Genomic DNA, 25,940 nt, shown 5'->3' with positions numbered 1-25,940 from the left:
TCGGAATGAAAATATTTGATTTCAGTGCAGAAGTTGGGAAGCACATATCAGCATTTCAATCTAATTTCATAATGGCAAAAATATTAAATCATCAAGGGAATATACATATCGGTGCCATGCATTTACAAGAGAATGGAATTATCGGATATCATGAAGCAGTTGTATCTCAACTGCTTCTTATTGTGGACGGAACAGGATATGTATGTGGGATAGATAAAGAAAAAGTGAAGGTAGAAGCTGGACAAGCTGTGTTTTGGGAGAAGGGTGAGTTTCATGAGACAAGTACGGAAAAGGGATTGATGGCAATTGTTATGGAGTCGGAGAATCTTGAACAAGCGATATTAATGCCTATTAGTGATGAGGAGTTGTGAAAAATGATAGTAAAGGCGAATCGAGAAGATACAAAAGATATATTACATTATGCAGCTCAAGCGCTTTTTGAAGGGACGAGAGGGAATTGTCAGTTAAGTAAAGAGAAAGCGATTGAAATTACAAAGCCAATAATAGAAAAAGGGGCATATTATTTAGTCATTAAAGAAGAAAATAAAGTAATGGGATGGATATTAATAGGGGAAAATGCAGACTATTTTTCTCGTGAAAAACTTGGATTTATATATGAGTTGTACGTATTCCCAGAATATCGCGGGAGAGGATTATCGCGAGAATTGATGGAGGCTGGCATTAAGGAATTGAAAGAGAAGTATTCCGAAATTCGTTTGAATGTATTTGCTGGGAATTTTGCAAAAGAGATGTACGAAGAATTAGGGTTTGTTGAAAGACAAGTAATTATGACTTTGAAGTAAGTACAATAGCCTGAACGGGAGAAGAGAAAGAATGAGAAAAGAAAAAGAGTATGTTGCGTATTTACAAAGGATGTATCCTCGATTACAAATAAAATCGGTTTATGTAAATGAAATAGGTCAAAATAATGATGTATTAATTGTAAATGATAATATAGTATTTCGTTTTCCGAAATGACAAACATTTTATATAGTGCAACAAAGCGGAATATTTCAGGGGTTATAGATTTTGGTGGTGCGAGCATGGGAGATCCTGCTTACGACTTTGCGGGGATATTAGCTAGTTATGGAGAGGAGTTTTTACAACTCTTTTCGGTTCATTATCCTAATTTAGAAGCAGTAAAGGAACGAATGTATTTTTACAAAAGTACATTTGCTCTTCAAGAAGCATTATTTGGTGTCCTGGATAATGATAAAAAAGCCTTCCAAGCTGGAATGGCAGAATATGTATAAAAGCCGATTTCAAATCGGCTTTTTATTATCGATACATCGTCCACATCCCAATATCTTTAAATCCTAATCGTTTATAAATTCGTCCAGCAGCTGGGTTGTTACGTTTTTAGAAAACGATAAGATGGGAGAAGAGTTGTGGATAACGGTAGAGTGGGCGTATAAAAACAAGCGTATTAGGGGGATGAAAACAATACTAAATTGTTCAATATACGGTTGTGGATAACGACTTTCTTAACGATGAAATCTAATCGTTAGGGAGGTCTTTTATTTTGTCGTTAAAAAAGAGAAAAAGGATTACGAAGATATCTAATGACGGAAAAAAATACCCTAAGCTAACAATTCAACAAGCGCTCGATCTTGCTATCTCAGGTAAGCGTGCAGAAGGGTGTAGGGAAAGGACTGTAAAGGATTATATCAAAATGTGGCGGTATTTCACCGATTGGTTATACGCGAATTATGAAGTAGAGTATATCGATGAATTAACAGCGGAAGTCTTTCGAGAATATATAAATTATATGAAACACGATAAAAAGCGCTACGATACCCATAAAGTGATACACACAGACAACCGAAAAGTTGGTTTAGCTGATACGACGATCAATATTAATCTTAGGACGTTACGCTCAATTTTTAATCATCTACAACGGGAAGAAATTATTCAAGTGAACCCGATGGAAAGAGTTAAATTATTGAGGCAAGATATCGATTTAACGAATTGTTTAGAAGACGAAGAAGTCAAAGCGATATTGCAGCAACCCAAATTAAGAGATTTCGTAGGGTTTCGGGACTTCGTAGCGATTAATCTGTTACTTGATTCGGGATTAAGGATTCGAGAGCTTGTTAGTTTACGTATTGCAGACATCGACTTTCAATCACGATTTATAACAATTTCATCAGATAGAAGCAAAAATAGAAAGCCACGCTTAGTGCCAATTTCTACACACGTTACTAAATTAGTTCTACAACTCGTTAATGAAAACAAAGCAAATTTTAAAAGTGATTTGATATTTTTAACAAGTTACGGTGATCCATTGACTAGCATTCATTTTAATAAGCGATTGAAGCATTATGCAGACAAAGCGGGAGTTAAAGGGAAGAAAGTATCCGCACATGTTTATCGTCATACATGGGCAAAAAACATGATATTAAATGGGTGCGATGTTTTTACTTTACAAAAAATCGGCGGATGGGCTGACATACGTACTATGAGACGATATATACAAATGGATGTTAAAGAAATGAGAAAGAGCCATGATGAATATTCACCGCTAAACAAACTAAAAAGAACGAGATAAAAGAAAAAGTCCCCAGCGCCAACTGGAGACTCAAAACTATACACATCTAAACTGAATACAGGACAAGCCGTATCAGTCCGATCATCTACTTTGCATTCTATCGAAAAAATTCGAAGATTGCAAGGCGTCTTTAGTAATGTCTTTTTTAGGTACTGATGCGGTAAGTCGAAAAAGCGGAAGCCGTGCCGCTATAAAAACGTAAAAGGGGAGCTAGACCGCCGCAAACACTAGCGCTATACAATTAACGTAATTCCGTTCCTTTGCGTGTATAGGTCTAGTGGGTAGCGCACATAATCGGCTAGGGTGGTGTTTGTTGCGATTACGGTCGCAGGAATCAACGAAAGATATCGCATACAGGGGCAAACTTGTATGTAGAAAGTCGTTGAGTACGAAAGTACACGGACAGGAACGGCTAGTACTAGAAACCTCATGACGCTAGTTTGATTCCGCTTCTCTATTCGCTTTTACTGCGAGTAGGGAACGAATTGCGCGCCTATTTCCTGTTATCGCTCCATTCTGCTAGTAAGTGCGTCACCGATTGTCAATGGCATAAATTCGATATTTAGCGTCACTAGCGGGAGTTAGTTGGATATCGGGGGATAACACAGGGCGCTATAAGAGGTGGAAGACTTACGTATCATGAAAAGACGACTAAATATACGACAGTATGCCGATAGGGGCGAAAATATAAATGCAACATTAAATAGAATAGCGATACTATCTAAAAAAGAAGTGGAAGATTATTACACTGGAATATGCGATAATAAGTATGTAGAGAAAATTGAAGCGCATTACATACCGTTAATATAACGATTAGCCAACGATAACTGGCATGATATAAACAACGAAGTACACTTTATTGACGATTGTTTCCGTAGAATAAGATATGCGATCAGAACGTTTGATATAGATCGAGGGAACTTTGACAGTCGAGTTAAATGGTTATTGTATCAGAGTGTACGACAGTATTGCGGAAGTAGAGGAAAGAAGCGAGATGCGTTAACGTCGATCGGAGGTACTAGCGTATTGGAAACGTTAGGAGATTGCATAGATAATACAGAAGAAAAAGCAATAATGTAAGTACATACGAGGAGATTTACGTAAAGCTAGGCGAGAAAGAAGCACATATTTTGGTATTGGATACAATGATCTATGCGGTAGAGAATTACGATAAAGTTTCAGAGAGATCGGTTTCCCGATTGTTATCTGAAAGGACTGGAAGATCGTTTGATTCTGCTAGAGGTGCGGTGAGAGGATTTAGGCAGAGAATACGCAAAAGGAATATTAGAAAGGAGGATGTAACGTGAAGGGAAAGTGGAAGGAGAAAAATGCAAGGAAAATCCTGTTAACAGTAGCGTTTGTATTGCTGTTAATCACGAAGATTATTGGAAATGGCACTATAGGAGGATTGGCGGTATTGTTTGCATTTGCTGCAAGCGCATCGGTTATTACTGCTAGGATTGGCGACTTTATGCGCAAGAGGAAAGAAGAGGACATATAAAGGTTCGATTTAAGACAGAAGGCGGAGGAACTATACTATGAAAAAAGACAGAAAAGTAACGGCACTAATCGTATTCGCATTCCTCTTTATGACCGCAGCGAAGGCATTCGGTAATCTATACGTAGCAGCTTTCGGCGTTGCGTTTGGTCTTTCCGTAGGTCTAGCGTGCTTAACCGATATCATAATGAGAAAAAGGGGCAAAGATACTCGCAATTGATCGCGTTAAGGTTTGATTTAATAAAGAAGGCGGGGAAGCCTGTTATTCGATGAACAATACATAAATGGGGTACATTCAAAATAATCGTGCGTGAGAAGTTGACGCACTGGAAATAGCGAAGGGGATATCAAATAATGAATACATACAAATCAATTAAAAAAGTAATGCTAGTAGGAATCACGGCAACGGCGCTATTAAGCGGTTGCGGAAACGATACGAAGGAAGAAGCAAAGAAAGATACGAAGCAAGAGGCACCACAAGCTGCTAAGGCGAGGGAAGAGGCTAGAGCGAAAGAGGAAGCCAAGAAAGAAGAAGTGAAGGGACAATCAAACGAACAATCTGCGAAAGGGGATGTGAATGAAATCGGCACAGATTTACCTCACTCGACTATTGTAAACCTATTAGCGATGGATGATGGGAGCCAAACAAAAGCGGTATATAGTGATGAAGGCAAACGTATTAAGGTCGGAATGGATTACGATACTGTTACGGATATATTAGGAACAGTTCCGAATATAACCGAAGGTGAAGGGCGGGGCGCAGTAGCAATATACAAGGGATATTATAGTAATCTCTTATTAGTAACATTCGGTGAAGATGGAAAGGTTATAAGTGTCGAAGATGAAGGGATACAATCTAAAGAAGAGGTAGAAGCCGAAAAAATTAATGATAAGAAATATGAGAAACAACGAGAAGAAGAAGCTGAAAAACTACAAGAATCATATAAGAAATCCGAACAGGAACAAGTAAAAAACGACCGCATGCCGTGGTATAAAGATGTAAATAATGACTCCGCAAGTGTAGATTATTCGCATTATGAAAAAATTAAGGTCGGCATGTCTGCGAATCAAGTAAAAGAAGCCATCGGAAAACCTCGTATGATTGAGAAATATAAATCGTATTCTGTGTACGGATATGTAGGAGATAGAGAGGAAGGAACATTGCGTGTAATCTTTGACCCGAACGGAACTGTTACGAGGGTTGAGCAAGACAACCTACCGAAGTACGAGCGAATGCACGGTAATTATGATGATACTCTACCAAATGGCGGTAGGGACATAGATTAAGTGAATAGGATACGAATGTGGGGTGCTATAATAAGCGTCTCTTTGTGTTTCTGTAGAAGGCGAAAATATAATAAAAACGGAAAGACAAACGCTAAGTTGAGCGCATCCTTCCGTTTCACAAAAAAACCGTCCTATTGAGAGAGTACTTTAAATAGGGTGTGTGAGCGCACACTCTATTTTGAATGATATTATAACACTTCCTATCATAGTTATACAATTGGAGTGATAAATACTAGTGATGGTTTGCAATACTAACTCTTCGTTAATATCCGCCGTTTTAACGTCTGTCTTCGACTTCTTATCGATATTTAACAGTTGTGTAAGAACTTATTTGCTATCACGTGAAAACATGCGTACCCGTGGCGTTGCTCATTTGGGATATGATCGTCGATTTTATACGCAAGAGAAAAGAAGAGGGGACGCGTGAAGATTTTACGCGAAGAAAATAAAATTAGGGGATATACAGACGACGCTTAATACGTATAGTCATGTGCTTCCGAATATGCAGCGAGAGGTGGCGGATAAGTTGGATGAGATGTTTGGAGAGTAGAAGAGTATGGAAGGGGAATTAATAATCTAGACGAAAAAAGCACCCGTTTTGGGTGCTTTAACTATATAGAATTCTTTATCACTTCTGATTATATTAGATGGTCACCTGGCTTTCTTTTAACGTTACCAACTTTAGAAATTTCAAACCCGCTTTGCTAGTTTGAACACGCTGATATGTAACCCCTGCTACCTTTACTTTTTCAACCAGACCGAATTGCATAAGTACAGGGGCAACCCTATAGTATAGAAATAGTTCACTTTTATCATTTCCATTTTGATTAGTTACACCTGATGCAAATGAAGTGCTTGTTCCTATAAATAATTCATAAACAGTAAATTCTTTACCTTTAAAGTGTTCACCAGGTATTCCATATTCATCAGGACGAAGCATTTGTTGTTCCAAGCAGGATTTAACTTCCTCAAATGACATACCATCTATGTCAGTCTCTTTATCCATCTTAATTTGCATCTGTTGCAATTGCTTTTGTAACTTTGCATTCTCTTTTAATAAATCATAGTTATCTTTCATAAGATTACTAACATCCTTAATTTCTGAACCAGAAACCCAACCAGTTAGCTTTTCATCTTTTTCACACTCTTTTAAAGATTCAAGTACGGCAATCTTTATGTCCTTCAAATCAGAGTAAAATTTTGAAATTTTATCAAGTACAGCATCTCTAAATTCTTGGTACTGTATAGGATTTTCTCTTTCGGTAACATCAAAACCTAACTTCATTACTTTTTGTTCCAATGCTTTTTCATGGATAACGATTGCAAAACGCGGTTTACCTAATTCCTTAGCATAATCATACTCCCAATGAGTATAACTCTTTCCTGTTTCTTTATCTATACTTCCATATCTGCCGCCTAGAATAAGCATGTAAACATCTGATTCCTCTATCCATCTTTTAATCGTTTCTTTTTGAGACGTATCTGCAGCCTTAAATAACTCCATACCCGCTGGAATATGTCCCGCATTCAGCACCGCTTGTACCGCAGTTTGCCTTTCTGCTTCTAAGTCAGTAAACGTTGATGATATAAAAACCTGTAACTTTTTCTGCATTGACCTCGATCTCCTCTTTAAAATATTCTATTAGCCTATTGATAATTTTACCATTTTTAAAGGAATCAAAAAAGAGAGCCTTCCAGTCAAATTGATACTACTGCATCTATATAGCTAACAAAACGAATATTCGATGTTATTCTCACCGTTATACACTACGTTACATATTGCCCGTTTCATTAGCCGAACGCTCCTGACGCACGCCTACTCTCCGAAATTCACCCTTCAAGTAGTGTATATCGTATGCATTATCTTATCATGCAAGCGATGCATAAACCGCATAGAATCGATGTTTACTAACTATGTATAAACGGTGATATGACAGTGCCATGACTGCGGTACGTTCGCTTGAAGCGAATTTTTTAGCTTAACTCGCTTGTAACTGGACTCTCAGTTAAGTTATAATGTTGCTATAAGGATACAAAAAGTATCAATTTTGATAAAAAGGTTCGCATATGATTCTGATGGTGGAGTGATGAAAGTCGCTTTCGGGGATACATGAGTTCACTTAAAGTTAACCTGCTAGATTATTTTTTTTATATGCATGTTGCCTAAGGGGCAACAATGAGCTAAATGTTCTCAAAATGAAGACTTCGCATACCTAATTAGCAAACTACAGGTTTATAAGTAATATTCTACATTAAATGTGGAATACTATATAAAGAAAAAAGTCTCTCAAGTGCTACCAACACTGAAAGACTTTAGATAAAAATATTACTTTTTAGAGTTTATGTATGCTACTAGGACAGTCACTACCAATGACATCATGCCTAGTACAACACTAAACATTGCGCAGACCGCAAGAATAGTTGTTTCGTGCATTTTACTCACCACCTTACGAAGCTTGTCGTACTACCAATACGACGGGCTTTTTTCGTATATTCGTATTATAACCTATCTTGGTTATAGATTCCAAAAGTTATTTTCTATACAAAAAACCACCTTTTTATATAAGGTGAGTTTTGTATACATATATAGCGTGTTTTGTTGAGAAGAAGGAGAAAAGCAATTTACATGAATCTATCAAATACATACCTGCCGAAGATTAAGCGACATGACCGTGTACAGGAAAATAAATTAAAGGAAGTACAAGGTGAAAATACGTCGCATTGATGCGGAAAAGGGAAATAGGTAATTATGCATTAGCGAATCCTGATTAGAGAAAACAGGGTTTAAGTTACGCATAGAGTAGGAATTACAGTAATTGCTTTTGTGGGTATTATTTGTATAATGAAATAGTATTGTATACGTATATATGAAAAAAGGGGGAATGGCAATATGAAAAAAATATTAAAAGCTTTAGGGTTAGTGTTTATTGGATTTATCTTGGGTATAGTAGTAGCACCTAAAGGAGACAATTCAAAAGAAACTGTTAAGGAAGTTGTAAAGAGTGAGGAAACTGCCAAAACAGAAACGAAGTCAAGCGGACAATCAAAGAAAGAATCGGCAAAACCTGTTGAAAAAGCTCCTACGCAAGTGTTTGAAGATGATCGTGTTAAAATTAGCTTTGTAAAATTGGATACAGAGGGTGTTAAATTTCTTGTAGAAAATAAGACAAACGTCAACATTACTATTCAAGCTGATAGTGTATCGGTCAACGGGTTTAGCGCTAATAAAATTACGATGAGTGATAATGTTGCTCCTAACTCTAAAGGATTTGTTACTGCTCGAACTTCTGAATTAAAGGATGTTGGTTATCCAGAAAAGGTATCAGGAAGTCTAAGAGTAATAGATTTTAAACAAAGCTTCAAAACGTATAATGCTTCGTTTACAGAAATTGCTGTTCAATAAAATAGGTAGAGACGATTGTTATTACCATTATACGTACATTTAAAGTTATCGGGCTTAAAATTCGATGGAGGGGTTGCATATCAGTGTTACGAGCGCTGGTATTGCAGCCTTTTTATTTATATACTACATCTCATAATTTGAATATAATTGTTAATGTAAACTCGTGTAATTTTATCGATGAAACGGCGATCCCTTGCTGCTCTAGGGTTACGTGTAATGTGGATAGTTACAATGATTTACGTATATACGAAACTCATAGGGATCGGTACTCGTCGCTACATTTCGGTAGTACTTCGTGTATATCGCTAGTGATTTATGATAGATTGCGTATAGTGATCGTTGTACATCGTTACATATGTGTAGTGCTTCGTATAGATCGCTAGGATTATCTGCGCATTTTTCTTGGCTGCATCAGCGCGCCGCCATATAGAGAGAGCTACTTTGAACTTAGGGGGTTGCGATTTCCTGCGCACAAAAAAGACACCGATGTTATTTCGCCGATGCCTCGTACTCTTTTACCTTCTTATAAAATGTTGCTTTTTTCATATTGACCGCTGCCATAAACTCGACTGCCATGATCTTCTTCGCTTTCCAATCGCTATATAATCGATCCCAGTCCGCAGGAAGCTCCATAACAGGGCGTCCGAGGTGTTTTCCTTTTTCCTTTGCTGCGTCGATGCCTTCACGTTGACGATCCTTTATCGTTCTGCGTTCCTGCTCGGCGATTGACGTATAAACTTCGATGATAATGTTATTAATCATTTCGATCACCCAGTCTTGCCCCGCAGGAACGTCCGTCATTGTCGTAGGAAGGTCGATAATTTTAACGCGAATCTTTTCTCGTTTGAAGTATTCGAGATACTCTTTGATCTGCGCTTTATTACGTCCCAGTCGATCGATGGATTTGATGTATAATGTATCTCCTTCTCGCATAGCTTTAAGCATATTCTGAAAGCCCTCGCGATCCATATCCTTTCCACTTGCTTTATCACTATAGATATATTTCTCATCTGTTACATACGGCTGCAACGCTTTATATTGTCTGTCTAAGTTCTGATCATTTGATGAAACCCTTAAATATGCGAAATTAATTGCCATAATGAAAAGCCCCGTTTCTTTTTAGTGTTAACTTAAATATACACCAACAGTCTACAAACATCAATTATTTTATAGACGTACATAAAGGTTTGTTTTTACTAGTTAATAGACGTGTATATGAGCATTTTCTCAGGGTCTACAAACGTGTACCTTTTTAGACTACTACCCACGACGCATATTTATATAACAATAGCCCGCTATATGTTTTGTGTTATGATACACTGCCATATCATTCGACCAACCCGACCAACCTACGAAGAACACGCCACCATACCTAGCCACGTATCTGATCGACCAACAGGCGCCTACCTATTCGGGATAGCCCGATATGTATACCCCGATATAGGTAGGCTCACACGACTTTATATGCTGCATTATAACGTCTCACCTAATACGATTATGCTCGAATAACCTAGAAGCTTGTACGGTCTAATCTAAGGTATCTGATAGGGTATTGTACGTTGGTACATAACCGCAGGCTATCATACGACTACACTACGATGTACTGCATCAGCGCAGAGATAATCGTAAAGGAATTGAAAGCAGAAGCGATTTTCTTCGATTGTCTTCTTCTTTAATTGTTATCGATTGAATTCGATTGATAAAAAGATTGTGATCATCTTTCTTATTTGAATTAAGTTTCGAATGATTAAAGTCTTATCGATTAAGTTCGTGCGATTCTTTTCGATTGAAGTTATCGATTGCAATTCGTTTCTTCTTTCTTCTTCGCATCGAATTAAGTTATCGATTAAGTTTCGTTTATTGTTTCTTCTTCGTATTTCTTTTCATGAATCTTTCTTCGATTAGGAACTTCGAAACTCTTTTAAAGGCTCTCGCTCGCTGACGAGCGAAGAGGACGACCACCACGGCACGAGCCAGCCCATGAAGAAAAATCTCGCCACCCCCCAAAGCCACCCACCGAGCCGTCGCAGGAGTCCCTTAGAGATAGTATTTGTGATTTTTGAATCAGGGGGTTGATCTCTCGCGAAGTCCTGACGCAGCCCAGCGAATTGCCTTTTACCCAATCCCCGCCGAGTTTCTACTATTATAGATCCGAAAAAATTTCCGCATATATTTTTTGAAATCGGGTAGTTTTACGCCCGATAGATCGATTCGGTGCGCCAATATTTTTCGCGGCATTCACCCAAACTCAACAAAGGTGAGCGTTTATGTACGTGTAAGCAGAAAAAATAAAATAAATTGAAACTTTTTTCGCATAGTTAGCCGAAAACGTGGGCGTACTCAAGTCTATGTTTAGACAGGGGGGATTGACGGCATGATTAAGTTTTGTGCGTGTTCGCTATCTAAATTAAATATTGTGCGTGTATAGGTGATAAAAAGCGTGCGAGTGAATGGGCTAGAGTTATGTGTTAATAAGAATTAAAAATAAGAATTAAGAATAAGAAAATATATTTATTCTTTTATTTAAAAAGATACGCAGCAATAAGGAGGAAACGAGAAATGAAGGCAGAGAAAATAAGGATTGATGCGTGTACAGGAATATATAACAAAGAGACTTCGAAGGGTGCATTTTATCGCATATGTCAGGATCTCGATTTTTATCAATACATTCCGCAGTATAAAGCTTCGATGTCGATACTATACGGGATTATTGCAAATTATTATAACTCAGAACGCGGCTATGCGTATCCGACTCAATATCAGTTATTAGAAAGATATGCGACATCGATCGGAACGCTGCGCAGTCATCTGCGGACATTGGAAGAGGTCGGATTAATTACGATCTATAAAAGTAAGATCGGCAATAATAACTGTTACGTTCCGCATATTCCGTTATCTAAAGAGAAGCTATTCGAGAAATGCCCACAGGTAAAAGCGATCTATGACGAGAAAATGACGTGGATCAAGAGGCGCGAGCATGAAGATCGTAACAGGTTGGACGATCTAAATTCGAAGATTAAGGAACGTCAGAAAGCGGGCGAGGCTGCGAAATTAGAAAAAGAAGCCGTGGCAGATCAGGAGAGTATCGATAATCTTAGCTTTTAAGGAGGGCGACGAATGTTTTTAGGATACATAGAGATTCCCGCAGCGGATCGGCGATATCTAGATTTATCCGATGTGGAAAAGCGAAAATTAGAGAATAAGAAGGCTAGAAAAAGGCGACAGCGACACCGTAAAGTCGATGATTATTCTAAGAAACTAGGAATAAGGGAAGCGGATCTAATGATCCAATTGTCTGCGGACTGTACTGAGATCAATTCAAAAACAACGGACGATCGAAAATTGTATAATAAGCCGCAGAAAAATGAAAAAAGTTTTATCGAAATCAAATTAAATTACGGACGTGATCCCAATAACTGGGACTACGAAACTAATTGCCCGCTATAAAAATTAATGGAGGTAATACAAATGCGAGAAAAAGATCTAATAATCGAGTTAAATCCAACACTCATGATACAGAAGGTTGCCGAGATCATCGATGCGAGAAGGAAACGCGATGAATTGGCGGATCGCATCGACGTATTAGAGAAGGTCAAGGCGCTTGTACTGCTACCTAATATCGGAATGGTAACGACAAGACAAATCGCCGAATTCTACGAAGTGCCATTAAAAACGATCCAAAAAACGTATTCACGTTTTAGAAAAGAGATTCAAAGCGACGGGTATATGTTAACAACAGGAAAGAAACTACTAGTAGACAAACTGTCTACCCGTGCATATACCGTGGAACACGGCTTATATAGATTGGAATTAGACGACGGATCGACTGCGGAAATACCTAACTCAACGATCGGACTATTTTCAGCTCGTGCCGTACTACGATTCGGAATGCTACTACACGGTAGTAAGGTTGCGGAACAAGTTCGAACGCAGTTATTAAATATCCGAGATAATGCCGACAACCAAACGAGAACAAAGGCTATCGATGCCGAGTTAGTCGAATTACGTGAAAAGGCTGCGAAGTATGATGCATTAATTGGCGATATGCCCGTCGAGGTTATCGAGTCCTACGAAACTATCATTAAATACGAGAAGGAAAAGCGAGAAGCAGCAGAACAAAAAGTAACGAAATTCATAGAGGACGATAGCTTAGTGCCATTCGATCATATCGGCGTAAATCATTTGGACGGGATGTCCTCGAATGCACTGCGATCCATATTACAACTTTTAGGCGTACTAGGGCAGCGCAAGACTGGCGGCATTTACCGACCAATCGGCGAGTATAGAAGAAAGAAATGGTTTAGAATCCACGAAACTAAGCGCGAGTACAACGGCGCGATCTATCGACATCTATACGTAACGCGTGCGGGCATCATCGGAATTATAGAGCTAGTCGAAGAATATGAGAGCGGGGGTGATATCGATATAGCGTAAAAACAGTGTCCGTATTGCCGAGAAAGCTACGCTATGCGGATTGTCCTAGCTAAATCGACCACGGAAAAAGAAACGATGTAATAAAAACTAAAGAAAATGTAACAACGTATACAATAAATACCGAGATAGTTGTACATAAGTATGTAGGGAATAAGCAACGGGTTATCACTTTTTTTCTGTCATTTTGATACTATCCGATTATTTTTAAAGTGGCGGGGGTTCTCTCCTTTCCTCGTCGCTATCCATTGGATCGGTTAACGATTGGATCGCGTTAATACGATCACGGACGATCCGTTTTTAACCCCTTTTCGCCATCGCAGGAAATCACATAAAATCGCCAGTCTCCTATATACTGCGGTAGTGCTTGATTATATTACGGAAAATTACGGTTGAGGGCAAAATAAAAGACCAAATTCGGCAACATACGAAAAAGGTCAACTTGCATGTAACGCGGATTATTTGCCCGATTCGCATACCTAATTTTTATTTAAATATACGATGTAACGTTGTTCATAACTTAATAGGATAACGGCACACGAGGAAAAGAGGAATGTTAATGTATCAAATTACGAGCGACAAGCTTCGATTGATCCGAGCGCTAGCGGGCGTCAGTCAACGAGAGTTTGCCGACCTTATCGGAGCAGACAAGAAAAGCGTATCAGCGTGGGAAGTAGGTCGATCGATAGCGAGTCAATATAGCGTTAAAAAGATCGTTCAATTCGTGGGCGAAGATAATTACAAACAATTAGATTCCCTATTCTATGCGATGGAAACGCAGGAATTAACGCAGCGGTTACAAAGAAAGGTAGCGACTAGATCATGATTGTTAACTATCATGGTGAGCATCTAACGATCGGACACGACGAAGATGTTTTAAAAATAGTCGATGGGCTCACATTCGAGCCGACGCCGCTAAACGATCAGGAAAAGCCGATTGGAGTCAATGAACTCCGATGGCTATACGAGCAGGCGAGACACAAGAAAACGCGCGATACCGCTGCACTATATGCGATCAGCCGCGTTAATTATATCTATCAGAACGATAAGAGAAAATCAAACAAATAATAAAAACTAATCGGGGGTATTACAAAATGAAAACATCTAAACAACGAATTCTAGAGGCTAGAGAAATCAAAAAAACACTAACAGGTGAAGTACTGGGAATGGTGCAACTATACCGCGATCAAAAAACGAAGATCGGAGAAAATAAAATGTTATCCGCGGACGGGATTGCACACGAAAAGAAACGACTACAAGAAAAACACGAAGTAGCTGCGATATCACTTCTAAATGATCGCCACAATAAGTATAAACACGCGCTATCAATGGCGAAGGCAATCGCTGAGAAAGAGCTCGTAAAGCAGTTGCCGAAAGTGGACGAGCACGCACAACGCTTATTCGATGCGGACTTAATCCAATTACGCGGAAATATTATGTTGAATTTCGATCATAATCGCAGCGTCGAGCATTTAAAAACGCTAGTGGAAAAGGCTTCGAAACACCCATCGTTAGCAGCGAGCGTACAAGAGGAATTTTTAACGCTAAGCCAATTGGTAATCAGTCGAGAGCCTAACGGACTAGAGGTGAAGAAACTGCGATACGGATTACTAAACGAATTCAATAAATTAAACAAGGCGAGCAAGCCAATCGAACACCAAGAGGCGCTACAAACGATCGCAGCAGTATCGGAAATGGAAAAGATGCAATTCGCATCAGAGCCGATTTTAGGTCGTCCATTCGAAGAAATCAGCGGCAGACATACGTTAATGGAATATGCGAATAAAACAGACGATTATTTAACAGATCATCGCGATCGCGTTCTAAAGGTACAAATGCAAAATAAAGATATGCAGGGCGCATTAATTACCGAATAAAACGATCAAATAAATAACAAGGCTGCGGGAACGATCGGTATACCACCGAACGTCCCGCGCTGATTAAATCGGAGGTATTACAAAATGAAAACAGTAATCGAAATCGAAGCGAAGCAAGGCGAGCAAATTAAACATCGCAATATTAGTCGTATCATGTACGGAATTAACGACCGTTACGGCAATGATATCACGGTTAAATTCAAGACGGACGGTACTCACACGGTCGAGCAAAATAAGAAGAAGTAATAAATGTCAGGGGCGGACGATATCGCCCCAACTATTGTAATTATCGGGGGCTACGAAATGACACGATTAAGAAGAGCGAGATTCTTAGACCATTTAGACAAATTAACGAAATCAGATAAAGAAAATGTAGGTACTATGTTACGAGTAGGGGCGGAAATATACGGTCGCGACGGTTTTAATCTAGTACGTTGCGAAGAGTCTAGCAAATGGCAAGTATATAGGAAGGTTAAGCGAGGTAATGCGGGCATTGACGCATACGAGAAACGCCAACGAGGCTATACAAGCGACGAATGCTTTTAGGATACGTATAATGAAATGGAGAGGCTTGTTATGAGACTAAAAGACGTGAAAATTTCAATCGATCTAAATTCGAAGAACTTCGAGTGACTTCATAAGGGAGTAATTGTATGTCAGCAAGATCGGGCAAGAGGTCGATAGGTTTAGCGAAAATGGGCGGGGATCATCTCGCCTTTCTTTCTTTTAAAATGCAATTATGCATTTATATTTATTTCGCAAATTGCGAAACCCTATAATAGAAAGAGAAGCATAAAAAGGGGGAAAACAACTATGAATATAAAAGATTTATTACAGATGTTGAAAGAAAATAGAATATTAATAGTAGCAAAACAGATTGAGATAAGTCACAAGAAGTTATCCAAAGCACTGAAAGCAGCGGGTTATGAATATAACCGCGGTTTAGGTTGGCATTTTACGTCTAAAGGCGAACAACCTTTGGATGTGGATATTAGAGAATTTATAGTAGATACTGATAATTCACGATCGGAAACTCTAAACGAGGGCTTAACGAAAAATGAAGTGAACGTGCTGCGAGAGATAATTAACGGATGGGATGCGACTAAAACCGCAGTTAATCATATCGCTCAACAAAAGGAGAAGGTTTCGAAATCTAGCGATCCGCAGAAGAATACAAATGCGATTCATTCTTTATATGTGCGTATCGGAAAAAGTGAAGCGAGGGAGAGAGCCAGCAGAACGGTGAATCTCGACAAGGAAGCGTGTACCATGTTAGATAGATTCGAAGATAAGCATCGTTTGAATCGTGATGAAATTGTAGAGATTGCGCTCTATGAATTTTTCGAGAAGTATAAGGCGCAATAATTGCGAGAGGGGGGCGTGGATTTCATTATCTACGTCTTTTTTTTTTGATAAATTCGTCGGAAACGCAATTTATTGCGGTATTTATTTAACGAAATCCACACTTTACGGCTTGTACAAATAGTAAGATGTGCGGTAAAATGTGGATAACGATAAACATCGTTAAGAGTGAACGGTATCAACAACCGTATTGAACAAAAACATTCCTCATTATACGTTTTCAACCTCTAAAGTATCGTAATTAAGCGAACACGGCTTTTTATTATCGATACATAGTCCACATCCCAATATCTTTAAATCCTAATCGCTTATAAATTCGTCCGGCAGCTGGATTGTTATAAAATAAGCAAAGCGTTCGGCCTTCTTTCGTAAAGTCTTGGATCATTTTCTGTAATATGAGCGAAGCATATCCATTCCCGCGATGATTCGGATGTGTACAGACTCCAACAACCATAGCCGATAATGAATTTTCAGCGGATGTAGAGGCGGATGCGATGATTGCACCGTCTTTTTCAATATAGTATGTACGTCCTGTATTTGTTTCGATAGCTTGCCTTAAAATTTTTTCTGATTCATTAGCAGTCGGGAATTCAGCGATGTTCTTTCGTAATTTCATAATTCGTTCTATATCATCGAGTGAGGCAAGTTTAATTGTTTCATGAATTGGTGTGCTAGGTAAGTTGTTGTCATCTAGACATTCGCAAAAATACATTTCATTTTTGGTACCTAGTTGTACACTTGGAGCAGTTTCAAATCTTTCTACAATAGTCGACTTGCCAGAGAGCTTAAGCGGCTTATATGCGGAAAGAAGTGCCTCATAGTAAGTAACGACAAACTCATCTTTACTATACGGTATAAATGTATCGTGAAAGCGAAGTAAAATCGATTTTAATGTTCCATTCTCTTCGAATGCTCCCCATAATTCTTGAAAGTCTGTTTCGTAACCGAAAGCTTCTATATCTCCAATAATAAACAGGTTAAGGGCTGCTTCTTCTTTTAGAAAAGAGAATACTTGTTCATGGTCTTTCTTTGTTAATTTTCGCATCATAACGAATCGACCTCTTTTTTCATTTTTCTAAATATTACAACTTTCAATTTTTGAAATCAATATAAAATTTTATGTTTAGTTCACAAAGTTTCGGAAAAACTAGGAAAGATATGACAAAGGAGGTTATGAACGGTGGATCATCCAATTCAAGGATTAATGAAAGCAGCAATGGAAAATTTGAAGGAAATGGTCGATGTAAATACGATTGTTGGAGAGCCTGTTCAAACGGCTGACGGTGGTGTAGTGTTAACGGTTTCTAAAGTAGCGTTCGGTTTTGGAGCAGGAGGTTCTGATTTCCAGACGAATGATGGACAAAGAGCGAGTGGTAACCCTGCATTTGGTGGCGGTAGCGCGGGTGGAGTTTCAATTACACCGGTAGCATTTCTAGTTGTGAATAAAGACGGGGTAAATATTCTTCATTTACAAAATGCGACACATTTAGCGGAAAAAATGATTGAATTAGCTCCACAAACAATCGATAAAATCCAATCGATGTTCCAAAAAGAAGAAAAGAAAGAGGAAAATCATCACCATCAAAACCCAGATGATATCCTTTAAAAACGCCTGCTTATGAGCAGGCGTTTTTTCTTGTAATCAGTATGTAATAAAACACATGAAATTGTAAATAGTTTTTGAAGTTTTTTCTATGTTTCTAAAATTTTTCATGTTAAAATATGCTATAGAATTGAAACATACAAAACGAAGGTGGCTAGGTGCTTTGTCTGGAGGATCTGACCAAGTAAACAATATGATATATATTAATGGTAATCGTCGGGGTCATTGTTTTATTACATCTGGAATTACGTTTAAAGAGTTTGCAAGTAACATCCCTTCACCGCTTCATCAAGTATTACTTTTAAAGCATAATTTTGAGTGGACAGATTTTCATTATCATACTTTATTTGAATATGTCGAGGAAGAAAACATACATAAACTCATTCAAGCAGAGATTGATGAATTTGATGAATTTTGTTGGGTAGATTTTGATGATGCAAGCGATTTAGATGAGTTAGAGCCAAAAGAAATTGCAGAATTATTATATTTGGCTCACAAAAAAGAACCACTTGGAAGAACGTTTTTCCCGTTACTGAAAAATAGATTCGTTTATTTTTCACATGATGACGGTTGGTACAACAAAGTGTATTACCGTAGAATCGGTGATTTTGTAGGAATGCTAAGTAAAGTAATTCCATATAAACTCGGTTCGTTTGGAAAGAAACGTTTTACTTTCTTCCAAAAATCAAAAATTTTCCCAGCAATTTCAAAGGAAGTTATCCTTGGGCTTGTTCCGTTAATGGAAGATGGGTTATACATTGATTTAGCGGGGAAAATTGAGTCAAGAAGAGGTCTTGAGATTCCGGTATATGTAGTAGGATCATTCGAAAGTACGGATGAGGTACTAGATAATATCGATGAATTGAAAGCGGACGCAACAGAAACAGGTTGGCTCATTTTTGATAAGAAAGAACAAGAGTGGCAATGGGTAGTAGACTAAGAAAACTTGGCGCATGAAGTCAAGTTTTCTTGTCTTTTGAAAGGAGAACAAATGAAGAAATATTATACAATTGTGGGTATGGTAAGTATTATTCTCGTGGCGATATTACTTATAACTTGTCCGAAAGAATCAGATTTCAAATTGTATTTAGAGGATAAGTATGCATTGAAATGTGACGAGAGTAGCTTTGAATGCACGCAAAATGTAGATGAAAAAAAAGAAAAATTACAGTTTGAAAGTATTGATGCGCGAAATGGTGTTTTCTTTATGACTGTAAAGCAAACGTATAAAACAGAAGCTGGTGTTACAAAAGAATATAGCGGAGTAGGGATGTTTGGTACATTTCTTTTTGTTTCAGAGAAGACTTTCTAGTAATAGAAGGTCTTTTTTTTATGTTTATGTTCATATAGATGAAGTAAGACAAGCATAGGAGGGGTATTAATGAAGAAGGAATGTATCGTTTGTGGTGGTGAGGAGTTTTTTTCTTCAACATTATATGCACGTACGAAACAAGATTGGGCATATGCACCAAATATGTACCGATTCGAAAAGGTGTTTATTGAACAAAGGGACGAAGAAAATTATCCAGTCTTTCAAGAAATTACAGCCAAGCATTGTTGTGGATGCGGTCATATCATGTTGTATCATGAATGAACACACCAAGTATAACTTGGTGTGTTTTTTTTAAAACGCTGATAAAGCAAGCGGATATAGTAAAGTGAATAAAACAGAAAAACTGCCAAAGCCAATTGCGGTATATCCAAGTGTTCTCGCTCCAAAGTTGACAGCTAATAAGCCGACTAAAATCGCAAGGGAGCCGAGTGTAACAGGATAAAAAGCAATGGAGAATAACGAAAGAAATAATGCGACATAGCCTATCATTGCTCCGGTATTTGTACCTTCTATTTCATTTGCAATTTCTTTGCGCTCATGTCTAATCGGAATACCAGCTGGTGATATTTCAGCTGCATACTCTTCGTTTTTTTCACCACTTTTAAAATGATGATTCCTCTTTCTTCGCATGTACATCCCTCTCTTTCAATTGGGTGTATCTATAGTATCTTTCATAAGGAAAAGAACATGAGTATGAGTTAAACCCAAGTAAAGCAAAAATTGGAGAAAATAGATGCCGTTGTTATCCTGTACATCCCGCTATTTGCCGTGCAGTAAGGCTCCTGCCTCAAAATTCGGCTGGAGCAAAGAAGTTAGGTGGGAGCCGGATTGCCTGTAAAAGCCCGATTGGTGAGAGCTAATAATCAGTGGGGGACGAACAAAATCCCCACTGATTAAAGTTTCACTTTATCTCCTTATGAAGATAAACAGGAATTTTGGAAAATGATGTAGAATGAAATGAATGATAATAACTGAAGGTAGGGGAATGTATGGCGAAGTTTAATTGGCATGAATCGGCAGAGAAAAAATGGGATAACAATGCAGAGTTTTGGAATCAAAATAGTCAAGAAATGTGGGATAGCGGGAGCAGGAGTACAATCATTCCATTTTTTGAGCAGTACGTGGAAAAAGAAGCACGAGTGTTAGATGTTGGCTGTGGTGATGGATATGGTACATATAAATTAAGTATTACTGGGTATAAAGCAGTTGGAGTGGACTTATCGGAAGTGATGATTCAAAAGGGTAAGGAACGCGGAGAGGGCTCAAATTTATCTTTTATAAAAGGTGATCTTTCTGCATTACCATTTGAAAATGAGCAATTTGAAGCAATAATGGCAATTAATTCTTTAGAATGGACTGAGGAGCCATTACAAGCATTAAATGAAATAAAACGTGTTTTAAAGAAAGATGGATACGCATGTATTGCAATTTTAGGACCGACAGCAAAACCGAGAGAGAATAGTTATCCGCGCCTATACGGCAAAGATGTTGTTTGCAATACAATGATGCCTTGGGAATTTGAACAGTTAGCGAAAGAACAAGGTTTTGAAGTTGTAGATGGCACCGGCGTATATAAGCGCGGAGTAAATGAGAAGATGTTAGGTCAACTGCCTACAGAGTTACAACAATCGTTAACATTCTTATGGGTATTTATGTTAAAAAATGTATAACAAAATCAAAGAATTTTTAGGAGGTAAATAAGTGCAGAAAATACAAAAAACTGATACAATATCATCAGAACCAATTAAAGGGGGACTAGGGTATATGACAACTACTACAACAGTTAAATCTGATATTGAAATCGCACAAGAAGCAAGTATGAAGAAGATTCAAGAAATTGCAGCTAATTTAAATATTTTAGAAGAAGAACTAGAGCCATACGGACATTATAAAGGCAAGTTATCTCTTGATATTTTTAAGCGTTTACAAGATGAGAAAGACGGTAAAGTTGTTTTAGTAACAGCGATTAACCCAACTCCAGCAGGAGAAGGTAAATCAACAGTAACAGTTGGTTTAGGTCAAGCTTTTAATAAAATTGGTAAGAAAACAGTAATTGCACTTCGCGAACCATCTCTTGGACCAACAATGGGATTAAAAGGCGGAGCAGCAGGTGGCGGTTTTTCACAGGTTGTACCAATGGAAGACATTAACCTTCACTTTACTGGAGATATCCATGCGATCACAACTGCCAATAACGCGTTAGCGGCGTTTATTGATAATCATATCCAACAAGGAAACGTACTTGGGATTGATACGCGTAAAATCGTTTGGAAACGCTGTGTTGACTTAAATGATCGTGCCCTTCGTAACGTAGTAATTGGCCTTGGTGGACCGGTTCAAGGTGTACCACGTGAAGACGGTTTTGATATTACAGTAGCATCTGAAATTATGGCTGTATTCTGCCTTGCAACAGATATTCAAGATTTAAAAGCGCGTCTATCTCGCATTGTTGTCGCTTATAATTTTGCAAATCAACCAGTAACAGTAAAAGATTTAGGTGTAGAAGGTGCGTTAACATTATTATTAAAAGACGCATTAAAACCGAACTTAGTACAAACATTAGAAAATACACCAGCTATCATTCATGGCGGACCATTTGCGAATATCGCTCACGGTTGTAACAGTGTTATCGCTACGACAATGGCAGCAAAATTAGGTGATTATGTTATTACAGAAGCTGGATTCGGTGCGGATTTAGGTGCTGAGAAGTTTTTAGACATTAAAGCTCGTGCAGCTGGCATTAAACCAGAAGCAGTTGTTATTGTTGCGACTATTCGTGCGCTTAAAATGCATGGCGGCGTAGCAAAAGATCAATTAAAAGAAGAAAATGTAGATGCATTAGCAAAAGGAATGGAAAACTTACAGAAACATGTTGAAACAATTCAAAGCTTCGGTGTTCCATTCGTAATTGCTATTAACAAATTCATTACTGATACAGATGCAGAAGTTACATACTTACAAGAATGGTGCAATGAGCGTGACTATGCAGTATCCTTAACGGAGGTTTGGGAGAAGGGTGGCCAAGGCGGAGTTGACCTTGCTGAGAAAGTGTTAAAAGAAATTGAAAAAGGTGAAAACAACTACGCACCACTTTATGAATTAGAATTACCATTAGAAGAAAAAATTCGTACAATTGCTCAAAAAGTGTACGGTGCAAAAGATATTGAATTTGCTCCGAAAGCACGTAAGCAATTAGCTCAATATGAAGGAGAAGGTTGGAGTAACCTACCAATTTGTATGGCGAAAACACAATACTCTCTTTCTGATGATGCAACGAAATTAGGTCGCCCATCTGACTTTATCGTTACAATTCGTGAATTAAAACCATCTATTGGTGCAGGGTTTATCGTTGCGTTAACAGGAACAATGTTAACAATGCCAGGTCTTCCGAAACAGCCAGCTGCGCTGCAAATGGATGTAAATGAAGATGGAAAAGCAGTAGGTTTATTCTAAAAGGTTGTAATTCATCTCGTTTATCTGTAAACTATATATACATCAAGTGGCGCCTTTCCATCGAAAGGCGCCTGTTTTTTGGAGGAAATTATGTTTGATCCAACTGCTTTTGAAAATTTAAAGGTAATTGTGGAAGGAGCTGTCTATGATTTCGATTTACACGGTGATATTCTCGTAACAGATCGAAAAGATGTGATGGACCTTGCTTCATTAAGTCGTATGTATAGTATTTCATTTCAACTAACAGAACCATTTAAAACGATGGTAGAGGCGACATTTTCACTATCTGTTGATGCAAAGAATTTATCAGGTGAAATATTAGAAGTACCTCAGTTTATACCAGGTTGTGAAATGAAGCTGGAATTCTCGTTCGAAATGGAACAACCAGAGGTAGGATGCGAAAAAATTGAAGCTTTATTGCATTCTATCTGGGGAAAAGAGCGAATGATTACGCAGAAAATTTCATACGAATATAATAAGCAAGCGATTTCATATCATAATAAGGTAGAGGTTCTATTTCAAAAAGCAATTACAGAAGACCATGTTGATGATTTAATAGCTGTTATTTCACACATGATAGAAACGGTGCGAACAATACAACATTTTCTTCAAAAATAGAGATAAAGGAGAAAAACAAATGATAAAAGATATGCAACCATTTTTACAACAAGCTTGGGAGAAGGCTGGTTTTAAAGAGTTTACTGAAATTCAAAAACAAGCAATTCCAACTATTTTAGAAGGACAAGACGTTATTGCTGAATCTCCAACTGGAACAGGAAAAACATTAGCGTACTTATTACCACTTTTACATAAAATTAATCCTGAAGTTAAACAACCTCAAGTTGTAATTTTAGCGCCAACTCGTGAACTTGTTATGCAAATTCATGAAGAGGTTCAAAAGTTTACAGCAGGAACTGAAATTTCAGGTGCATCTTTAATTGGTGGTGCAGATATTAAGCGCCAAGTTGAAAAATTAAAGAAACACCCGAGAGTAATTGTCGGTTCACCAGGCCGTATTTTAGAATTAATTCGTATGAAAAAGCTAAAAATGCATGAAGTGAAAACAATTGTATTTGATGAGTTTGATCAAATTGTAAAGCAAAAAATGATGGGCGCTGCACAGGATGTAATTAAATCAACGATGCGCGATCGTCAATTAGTATTCTTCTCAGCAACAATGACAAAAGCGGCAGAAGATGCAGCACGTGATTTAGCAGTTGAACCACAATTAGTACGTGTAACACGTGCAGAATCAAAAAGCTTAGTTGAGCATACGTATATCATTTGTGAGCGACGCGAAAAAAATGATTACGTAAGAAGAATTATGCATATGGGCGATGTAAAAGCAGTTGCTTTCTTAAATGACCCATTCCGTTTAGATGAAATTACTCAGAAATTGAAATTCCGTAAAATGAAAGCAGCAGCTCTTCATGCAGAGGCAAGCAAGCAAGAGCGTGAAGCAACGATGCGTGCATTCCGCGGTGGGAAATTAGAAATTCTACTTGCTACTGATATTGCAGCACGTGGAATAGATATTGATGATTTAACACATGTAATTCACTTAGAGTTACCTGACACTGTAGACCAATACATTCACCGTTCAGGACGTACTGGACGTATGGGTAAAGAAGGAACAGTAGTTTCTCTTGTAACACAACAAGAAGAACGTAAATTACTGCAATTTGCGAAAAAACTGGGTATCGTGTTTACGAAACAAGAAATGTTCAAAGGAACATTTGTAGAATCGAAACCACAAGAACCAAAGAAAAAGAAACCAGCATTTACTGGGAAGAAAAAACCTAGATAAATGAATGGAAAGACGTAACTATGCGTAGTTACGTCTTTTTTGTTTGTAAGTTGTCACATAGTAATTTCAAATATATCAACGATTCTATAGGGGATATCGATTTATCGAAAAAAAACGGCAATAGTGTTAGTTTCTAATTTTGTATGTGCATTGAATGGAATGAGTCAGTCGATAAATTTCGTGAAGAAACACATATAAAATATAAAGGATTAATAAGAGCACCTGTAGAAAGCTACTTAGAATATCAAAACCATTAGGGGGAAAATAAATGATTCATAAAGTTGGACAAATTATGCTATATGTAAATAATCAAGATGAGGCAGTAAATTTTTGGACTGAAAAAGTAGGGTTTCATGTAATTGCAGAGGAAGATAATAAGCAAGGAATGAGATGGATTGAAATTGCTCCAACTAATGATGCTGAAACGAGTATCATACTACATAACAAAGAAGTTATTTCCAAAATGAGCCCGGAATTGAATCTTGGTACACCGTCTTTAATGTTCTTCTCAGAAAATCTTGATCAACTATATAAAGATTTAACAAATAAAAATGTTACAGTTGGAGAAATGGTAACTATGCCTTCTGGTAAAGTGTTTAACTTTGCTGATAGTGAAGGGAATTACTTTGCGGTTATGGAAAAAAATAAATAATTATATAGTTATGTAAAAATCCCCCTTGTATATAATGAGGGGGATTAAATATTTGAAGTAAATTTTTTGTTAGCGAGTTGTTCTATAAAAAATGTTCCTTTTTCAATTGCAGTCTCAATATAACCAACGATTTGATCAAATGAAAACACTTGTAAGTTTTCGTGCAAGTGTTGCTCAGGGTATAGCATATCTTCAAAAAGGTATTTTCGAAAAGCTAAAACGTTTTCTTTAGAAACTTCTTCGATATCCACAATGTGAGCCTCTTGATTGAGAAGAGAGAAGAGTTGTTGTTCTTTATCGTAATGATGAAGCAACTTTGCGTTCAACAATTTAAAATCGTTATAGTACATAGGAGCGATAGTTTTGTCATTTTCTATTCTATTTTTTAGCCAAGGTAGAAAAAATCCACTTAGCCAATTATCATCGGCAATGAGGTGGGTATAATAGCCTAAGAGGAAAGGGGAATCCATATGAACTTTATATTTATGAAAAAAAGAATTGAAATCTATCCTTCTCGTATAGTTCTTCGTTGTGCCAGCGTAAAAATGTGAGGTTCCTTTTTCTTCTTTTGAATGCACCGCATCAGGGGCTACACCTCCAAGTAAGAAAGAAGTTTTATCTTGAATAGATAGTTTCTCTGCAATACCGTTAGCGATAATAACATGCATAATTCGTGATCCCATGAA

General features: G+C 37.7%; 31 protein-coding genes and 4 pseudogenes. 29 read left to right on the top strand and 6 right to left on the bottom strand.

The genetic code is table 11. The features are described from left to right. Positions 1–5: 5 nt before the first annotated feature. The 4 genes from CDB3_RS13910 to CDB3_RS13900 are packed head-to-tail and all read left to right on the top strand — an operon-like array spanning position 6 to position 1,253. Positions 6–371, top strand: coding sequence for a cupin domain-containing protein (locus CDB3_RS13910; protein ID WP_128854891.1), 366 nt, complete (start codon positions 6–8; stop codon positions 369–371). Positions 372–374: 3 nt separating this feature from the next. Then, a complete protein-coding gene (locus CDB3_RS13905; protein ID WP_128854890.1) occupies positions 375–803 on the top strand; it encodes a GNAT family N-acetyltransferase in 429 nt (142 codons plus the stop codon). 31 nt (positions 804–834) lie between these two features. After that, positions 835–978: a kanamycin kinase gene (locus CDB3_RS33115; protein ID WP_372708542.1), complete on the top strand. Its 144-nt coding sequence runs from the start codon at positions 835–837 to the stop codon at positions 976–978. Continuing rightward, entirely contained in the window at positions 975–1,253 is a 279-nt protein-coding gene (locus tag CDB3_RS13900; RefSeq protein WP_372708541.1) for a phosphotransferase family protein, read from the top strand. The genes CDB3_RS33115 and CDB3_RS13900 overlap by 4 nt, the downstream gene beginning before the upstream one ends. Positions 1,254–1,278: 25 nt before the next feature. Here CDB3_RS13900 and CDB3_RS33110 read toward each other — a convergent pair. Then, a pseudogene (locus tag CDB3_RS33110) lies at positions 1,279–1,353 on the bottom strand (GNAT family N-acetyltransferase); the annotation flags it as partial. A 169-nt stretch (positions 1,354–1,522) separates the two neighbouring features. On the opposite strand from CDB3_RS33110, the gene CDB3_RS13890 reads away from it, so the two are divergent. The 6 genes and pseudogenes from CDB3_RS13890 to CDB3_RS33105 all read left to right on the top strand — a co-directional run. Further along, positions 1,523–2,548, top strand: a complete 1,026-nt coding sequence (locus CDB3_RS13890) for a tyrosine-type recombinase/integrase (protein WP_128854889.1) — start codon at positions 1,523–1,525, stop codon at positions 2,546–2,548. Positions 2,549–3,187: 639 nt separating this feature from the next. Then, positions 3,188–3,855 (top strand): annotated as a pseudogene (locus CDB3_RS13885) (hypothetical protein). Next, positions 3,852–4,049 carry a hypothetical protein gene (locus tag CDB3_RS13880; RefSeq protein ID WP_128854888.1) on the top strand — a complete coding sequence of 66 codons (198 nt, stop codon included), beginning with the start codon at positions 3,852–3,854 and terminating at the stop codon, positions 4,047–4,049. The pseudogene CDB3_RS13885 and the gene CDB3_RS13880 overlap by 4 nt, the downstream one beginning before the upstream one ends. A gap of 37 nt (positions 4,050–4,086) precedes the next feature. Then, positions 4,087–4,266 carry a hypothetical protein gene (locus tag CDB3_RS13875; protein WP_128854887.1) on the top strand — a complete coding sequence of 60 codons (180 nt, stop codon included), beginning with the start codon at positions 4,087–4,089 and terminating at the stop codon, positions 4,264–4,266. Positions 4,267–4,400: 134 nt separating this feature from the next. Beyond that, positions 4,401–5,270, top strand: a pseudogene (gene bamE, locus CDB3_RS13870) (outer membrane protein assembly factor BamE domain-containing protein); the annotation flags it as partial. 520 nt (positions 5,271–5,790) lie between these two features. Then, positions 5,791–5,883 (top strand): annotated as a pseudogene (locus CDB3_RS33105) (tyrosine-type recombinase/integrase); the annotation flags it as partial. Between the two features lie 93 nt (positions 5,884–5,976). Here CDB3_RS33105 and CDB3_RS13860 read toward each other — a convergent pair. Further along, on the bottom strand, positions 5,977–6,945 hold the full coding sequence (locus CDB3_RS13860) for a DUF4062 domain-containing protein (protein ID WP_128854885.1): 969 nt from the start codon (positions 6,943–6,945) through the stop codon (positions 5,977–5,979). A gap of 1,278 nt (positions 6,946–8,223) precedes the next feature. On the opposite strand from CDB3_RS13860, the gene CDB3_RS13855 reads away from it, so the two are divergent. Beyond that, positions 8,224–8,736 carry a hypothetical protein gene (locus CDB3_RS13855; RefSeq protein ID WP_128854884.1) on the top strand — a complete coding sequence of 171 codons (513 nt, stop codon included), beginning with the start codon at positions 8,224–8,226 and terminating at the stop codon, positions 8,734–8,736. Positions 8,737–9,225: 489 nt separating this feature from the next. Here CDB3_RS13855 and CDB3_RS13850 read toward each other — a convergent pair whose 3' ends face one another. Continuing rightward, complete coding sequence (locus CDB3_RS13850) at positions 9,226–9,834, bottom strand: recombinase family protein (protein WP_128854883.1); 609 nt, start codon at positions 9,832–9,834, stop codon at positions 9,226–9,228. A gap of 1,461 nt (positions 9,835–11,295) precedes the next feature. Between CDB3_RS13850 and CDB3_RS13845 the strand changes: the two genes are divergently transcribed. From CDB3_RS13845 to CDB3_RS13810, 9 genes are all read left to right on the top strand, one after another. Then, positions 11,296–11,841, top strand: coding sequence for a helix-turn-helix domain-containing protein (locus CDB3_RS13845; protein ID WP_097829672.1), 546 nt, complete (start codon positions 11,296–11,298; stop codon positions 11,839–11,841). A 12-nt stretch (positions 11,842–11,853) separates the two neighbouring features. Continuing rightward, positions 11,854–12,183, top strand: a complete 330-nt coding sequence (locus CDB3_RS13840; RefSeq protein WP_097829671.1) for a hypothetical protein — start codon at positions 11,854–11,856, stop codon at positions 12,181–12,183. Between the two features lie 21 nt (positions 12,184–12,204). After that, on the top strand, positions 12,205–13,170 hold the full coding sequence (locus CDB3_RS13835; RefSeq protein WP_128854882.1) for a phage antirepressor KilAC domain-containing protein: 966 nt from the start codon (positions 12,205–12,207) through the stop codon (positions 13,168–13,170). 556 nt (positions 13,171–13,726) lie between these two features. Continuing rightward, positions 13,727–13,993, top strand: a complete 267-nt coding sequence (locus CDB3_RS13830; RefSeq protein ID WP_179139703.1) for a helix-turn-helix transcriptional regulator — start codon at positions 13,727–13,729, stop codon at positions 13,991–13,993. Continuing rightward, on the top strand, positions 13,990–14,235 hold the full coding sequence (locus tag CDB3_RS13825) for a hypothetical protein (RefSeq protein WP_128854881.1): 246 nt from the start codon (positions 13,990–13,992) through the stop codon (positions 14,233–14,235). The genes CDB3_RS13830 and CDB3_RS13825 overlap by 4 nt, the downstream gene beginning before the upstream one ends. A 26-nt stretch (positions 14,236–14,261) precedes the next feature. Next, the gene (locus tag CDB3_RS13820) at positions 14,262–15,044 is read left to right on the top strand and encodes a hypothetical protein (protein WP_128854880.1); all 783 of its coding nucleotides are present in this window, start codon (positions 14,262–14,264) and stop codon (positions 15,042–15,044) included. 84 nt (positions 15,045–15,128) lie between these two features. Then, positions 15,129–15,290: a hypothetical protein gene (locus CDB3_RS31695; RefSeq protein WP_179139702.1), complete on the top strand. Its 162-nt coding sequence runs from the start codon at positions 15,129–15,131 to the stop codon at positions 15,288–15,290. A gap of 57 nt (positions 15,291–15,347) precedes the next feature. Further along, the gene (locus CDB3_RS13815; RefSeq protein ID WP_097829802.1) at positions 15,348–15,590 is read left to right on the top strand and encodes a hypothetical protein; all 243 of its coding nucleotides are present in this window, start codon (positions 15,348–15,350) and stop codon (positions 15,588–15,590) included. A gap of 267 nt (positions 15,591–15,857) precedes the next feature. Beyond that, positions 15,858–16,409: a CopG family transcriptional regulator gene (locus tag CDB3_RS13810; protein WP_097829667.1), complete on the top strand. Its 552-nt coding sequence runs from the start codon at positions 15,858–15,860 to the stop codon at positions 16,407–16,409. Positions 16,410–16,668: 259 nt separating this feature from the next. Here the strand turns inward: CDB3_RS13810 and CDB3_RS13805 are convergent, their stop codons facing one another. Next, positions 16,669–17,454: a GNAT family N-acetyltransferase gene (locus tag CDB3_RS13805; protein ID WP_128854879.1), complete on the bottom strand. Its 786-nt coding sequence runs from the start codon at positions 17,452–17,454 to the stop codon at positions 16,669–16,671. Between the two features lie 132 nt (positions 17,455–17,586). On the opposite strand from CDB3_RS13805, the gene ytfJ reads away from it, so the two are divergent. From ytfJ to CDB3_RS13785, 4 genes are all read left to right on the top strand, one after another. Further along, positions 17,587–18,012 (top strand): GerW family sporulation protein, encoded by a 426-nt coding sequence (gene ytfJ / locus CDB3_RS13800; RefSeq protein WP_128854878.1) that lies wholly within the window; start codon positions 17,587–17,589, stop codon positions 18,010–18,012. Between the two features lie 160 nt (positions 18,013–18,172). Beyond that, positions 18,173–18,949: a hypothetical protein gene (locus CDB3_RS13795; RefSeq protein WP_000014098.1), complete on the top strand. Its 777-nt coding sequence runs from the start codon at positions 18,173–18,175 to the stop codon at positions 18,947–18,949. 51 nt (positions 18,950–19,000) lie between these two features. After that, a complete protein-coding gene (locus tag CDB3_RS13790) occupies positions 19,001–19,321 on the top strand; it encodes a hypothetical protein (protein ID WP_000761190.1) in 321 nt (106 codons plus the stop codon). Between the two features lie 69 nt (positions 19,322–19,390). Next, complete coding sequence (locus CDB3_RS13785) at positions 19,391–19,603, top strand: hypothetical protein (protein ID WP_000711203.1); 213 nt, start codon at positions 19,391–19,393, stop codon at positions 19,601–19,603. 30 nt (positions 19,604–19,633) lie between these two features. Here CDB3_RS13785 and CDB3_RS13780 read toward each other — a convergent pair whose 3' ends face one another. Continuing rightward, the gene (locus CDB3_RS13780; protein ID WP_001253195.1) at positions 19,634–19,972 is read right to left on the bottom strand and encodes a hypothetical protein; all 339 of its coding nucleotides are present in this window, start codon (positions 19,970–19,972) and stop codon (positions 19,634–19,636) included. A gap of 359 nt (positions 19,973–20,331) precedes the next feature. On the opposite strand from CDB3_RS13780, the gene CDB3_RS13775 reads away from it, so the two are divergent. The 5 genes from CDB3_RS13775 (at position 20,332) to CDB3_RS13755 (ending at position 25,254) form a co-directional block, all read left to right on the top strand. Further along, positions 20,332–21,012 carry a class I SAM-dependent methyltransferase gene (locus tag CDB3_RS13775; protein WP_128854877.1) on the top strand — a complete coding sequence of 227 codons (681 nt, stop codon included), beginning with the start codon at positions 20,332–20,334 and terminating at the stop codon, positions 21,010–21,012. A gap of 94 nt (positions 21,013–21,106) precedes the next feature. Next, positions 21,107–22,795: a formate--tetrahydrofolate ligase gene (locus tag CDB3_RS13770; protein ID WP_128854956.1), complete on the top strand. Its 1,689-nt coding sequence runs from the start codon at positions 21,107–21,109 to the stop codon at positions 22,793–22,795. 90 nt (positions 22,796–22,885) lie between these two features. Continuing rightward, positions 22,886–23,413, top strand: coding sequence for a hypothetical protein (locus CDB3_RS13765; RefSeq protein WP_128854876.1), 528 nt, complete (start codon positions 22,886–22,888; stop codon positions 23,411–23,413). Positions 23,414–23,432: 19 nt separating this feature from the next. After that, positions 23,433–24,602, top strand: coding sequence for a DEAD/DEAH box helicase (locus CDB3_RS13760; RefSeq protein ID WP_128854875.1), 1,170 nt, complete (start codon positions 23,433–23,435; stop codon positions 24,600–24,602). 268 nt (positions 24,603–24,870) lie between these two features. Further along, positions 24,871–25,254 (top strand): VOC family protein, encoded by a 384-nt coding sequence (locus tag CDB3_RS13755; RefSeq protein WP_128854874.1) that lies wholly within the window; start codon positions 24,871–24,873, stop codon positions 25,252–25,254. Positions 25,255–25,298: 44 nt separating this feature from the next. On the opposite strand, the gene CDB3_RS13750 is transcribed toward CDB3_RS13755, so the two are convergent. After that, complete coding sequence (locus CDB3_RS13750) at positions 25,299–25,937, bottom strand: hydrolase (protein WP_128854873.1); 639 nt, start codon at positions 25,935–25,937, stop codon at positions 25,299–25,301. Positions 25,938–25,940: the final 3 nt, after the last annotated feature.

Source organism: Bacillus sp. CDB3 (assembly GCF_002081505.1).
GTDB lineage: Bacteria > Bacillota > Bacilli > Bacillales > Bacillaceae_G > Bacillus_A > Bacillus_A cereus_AT.
This window is presented reverse-complemented; position numbering and strand designations above follow the sequence as displayed.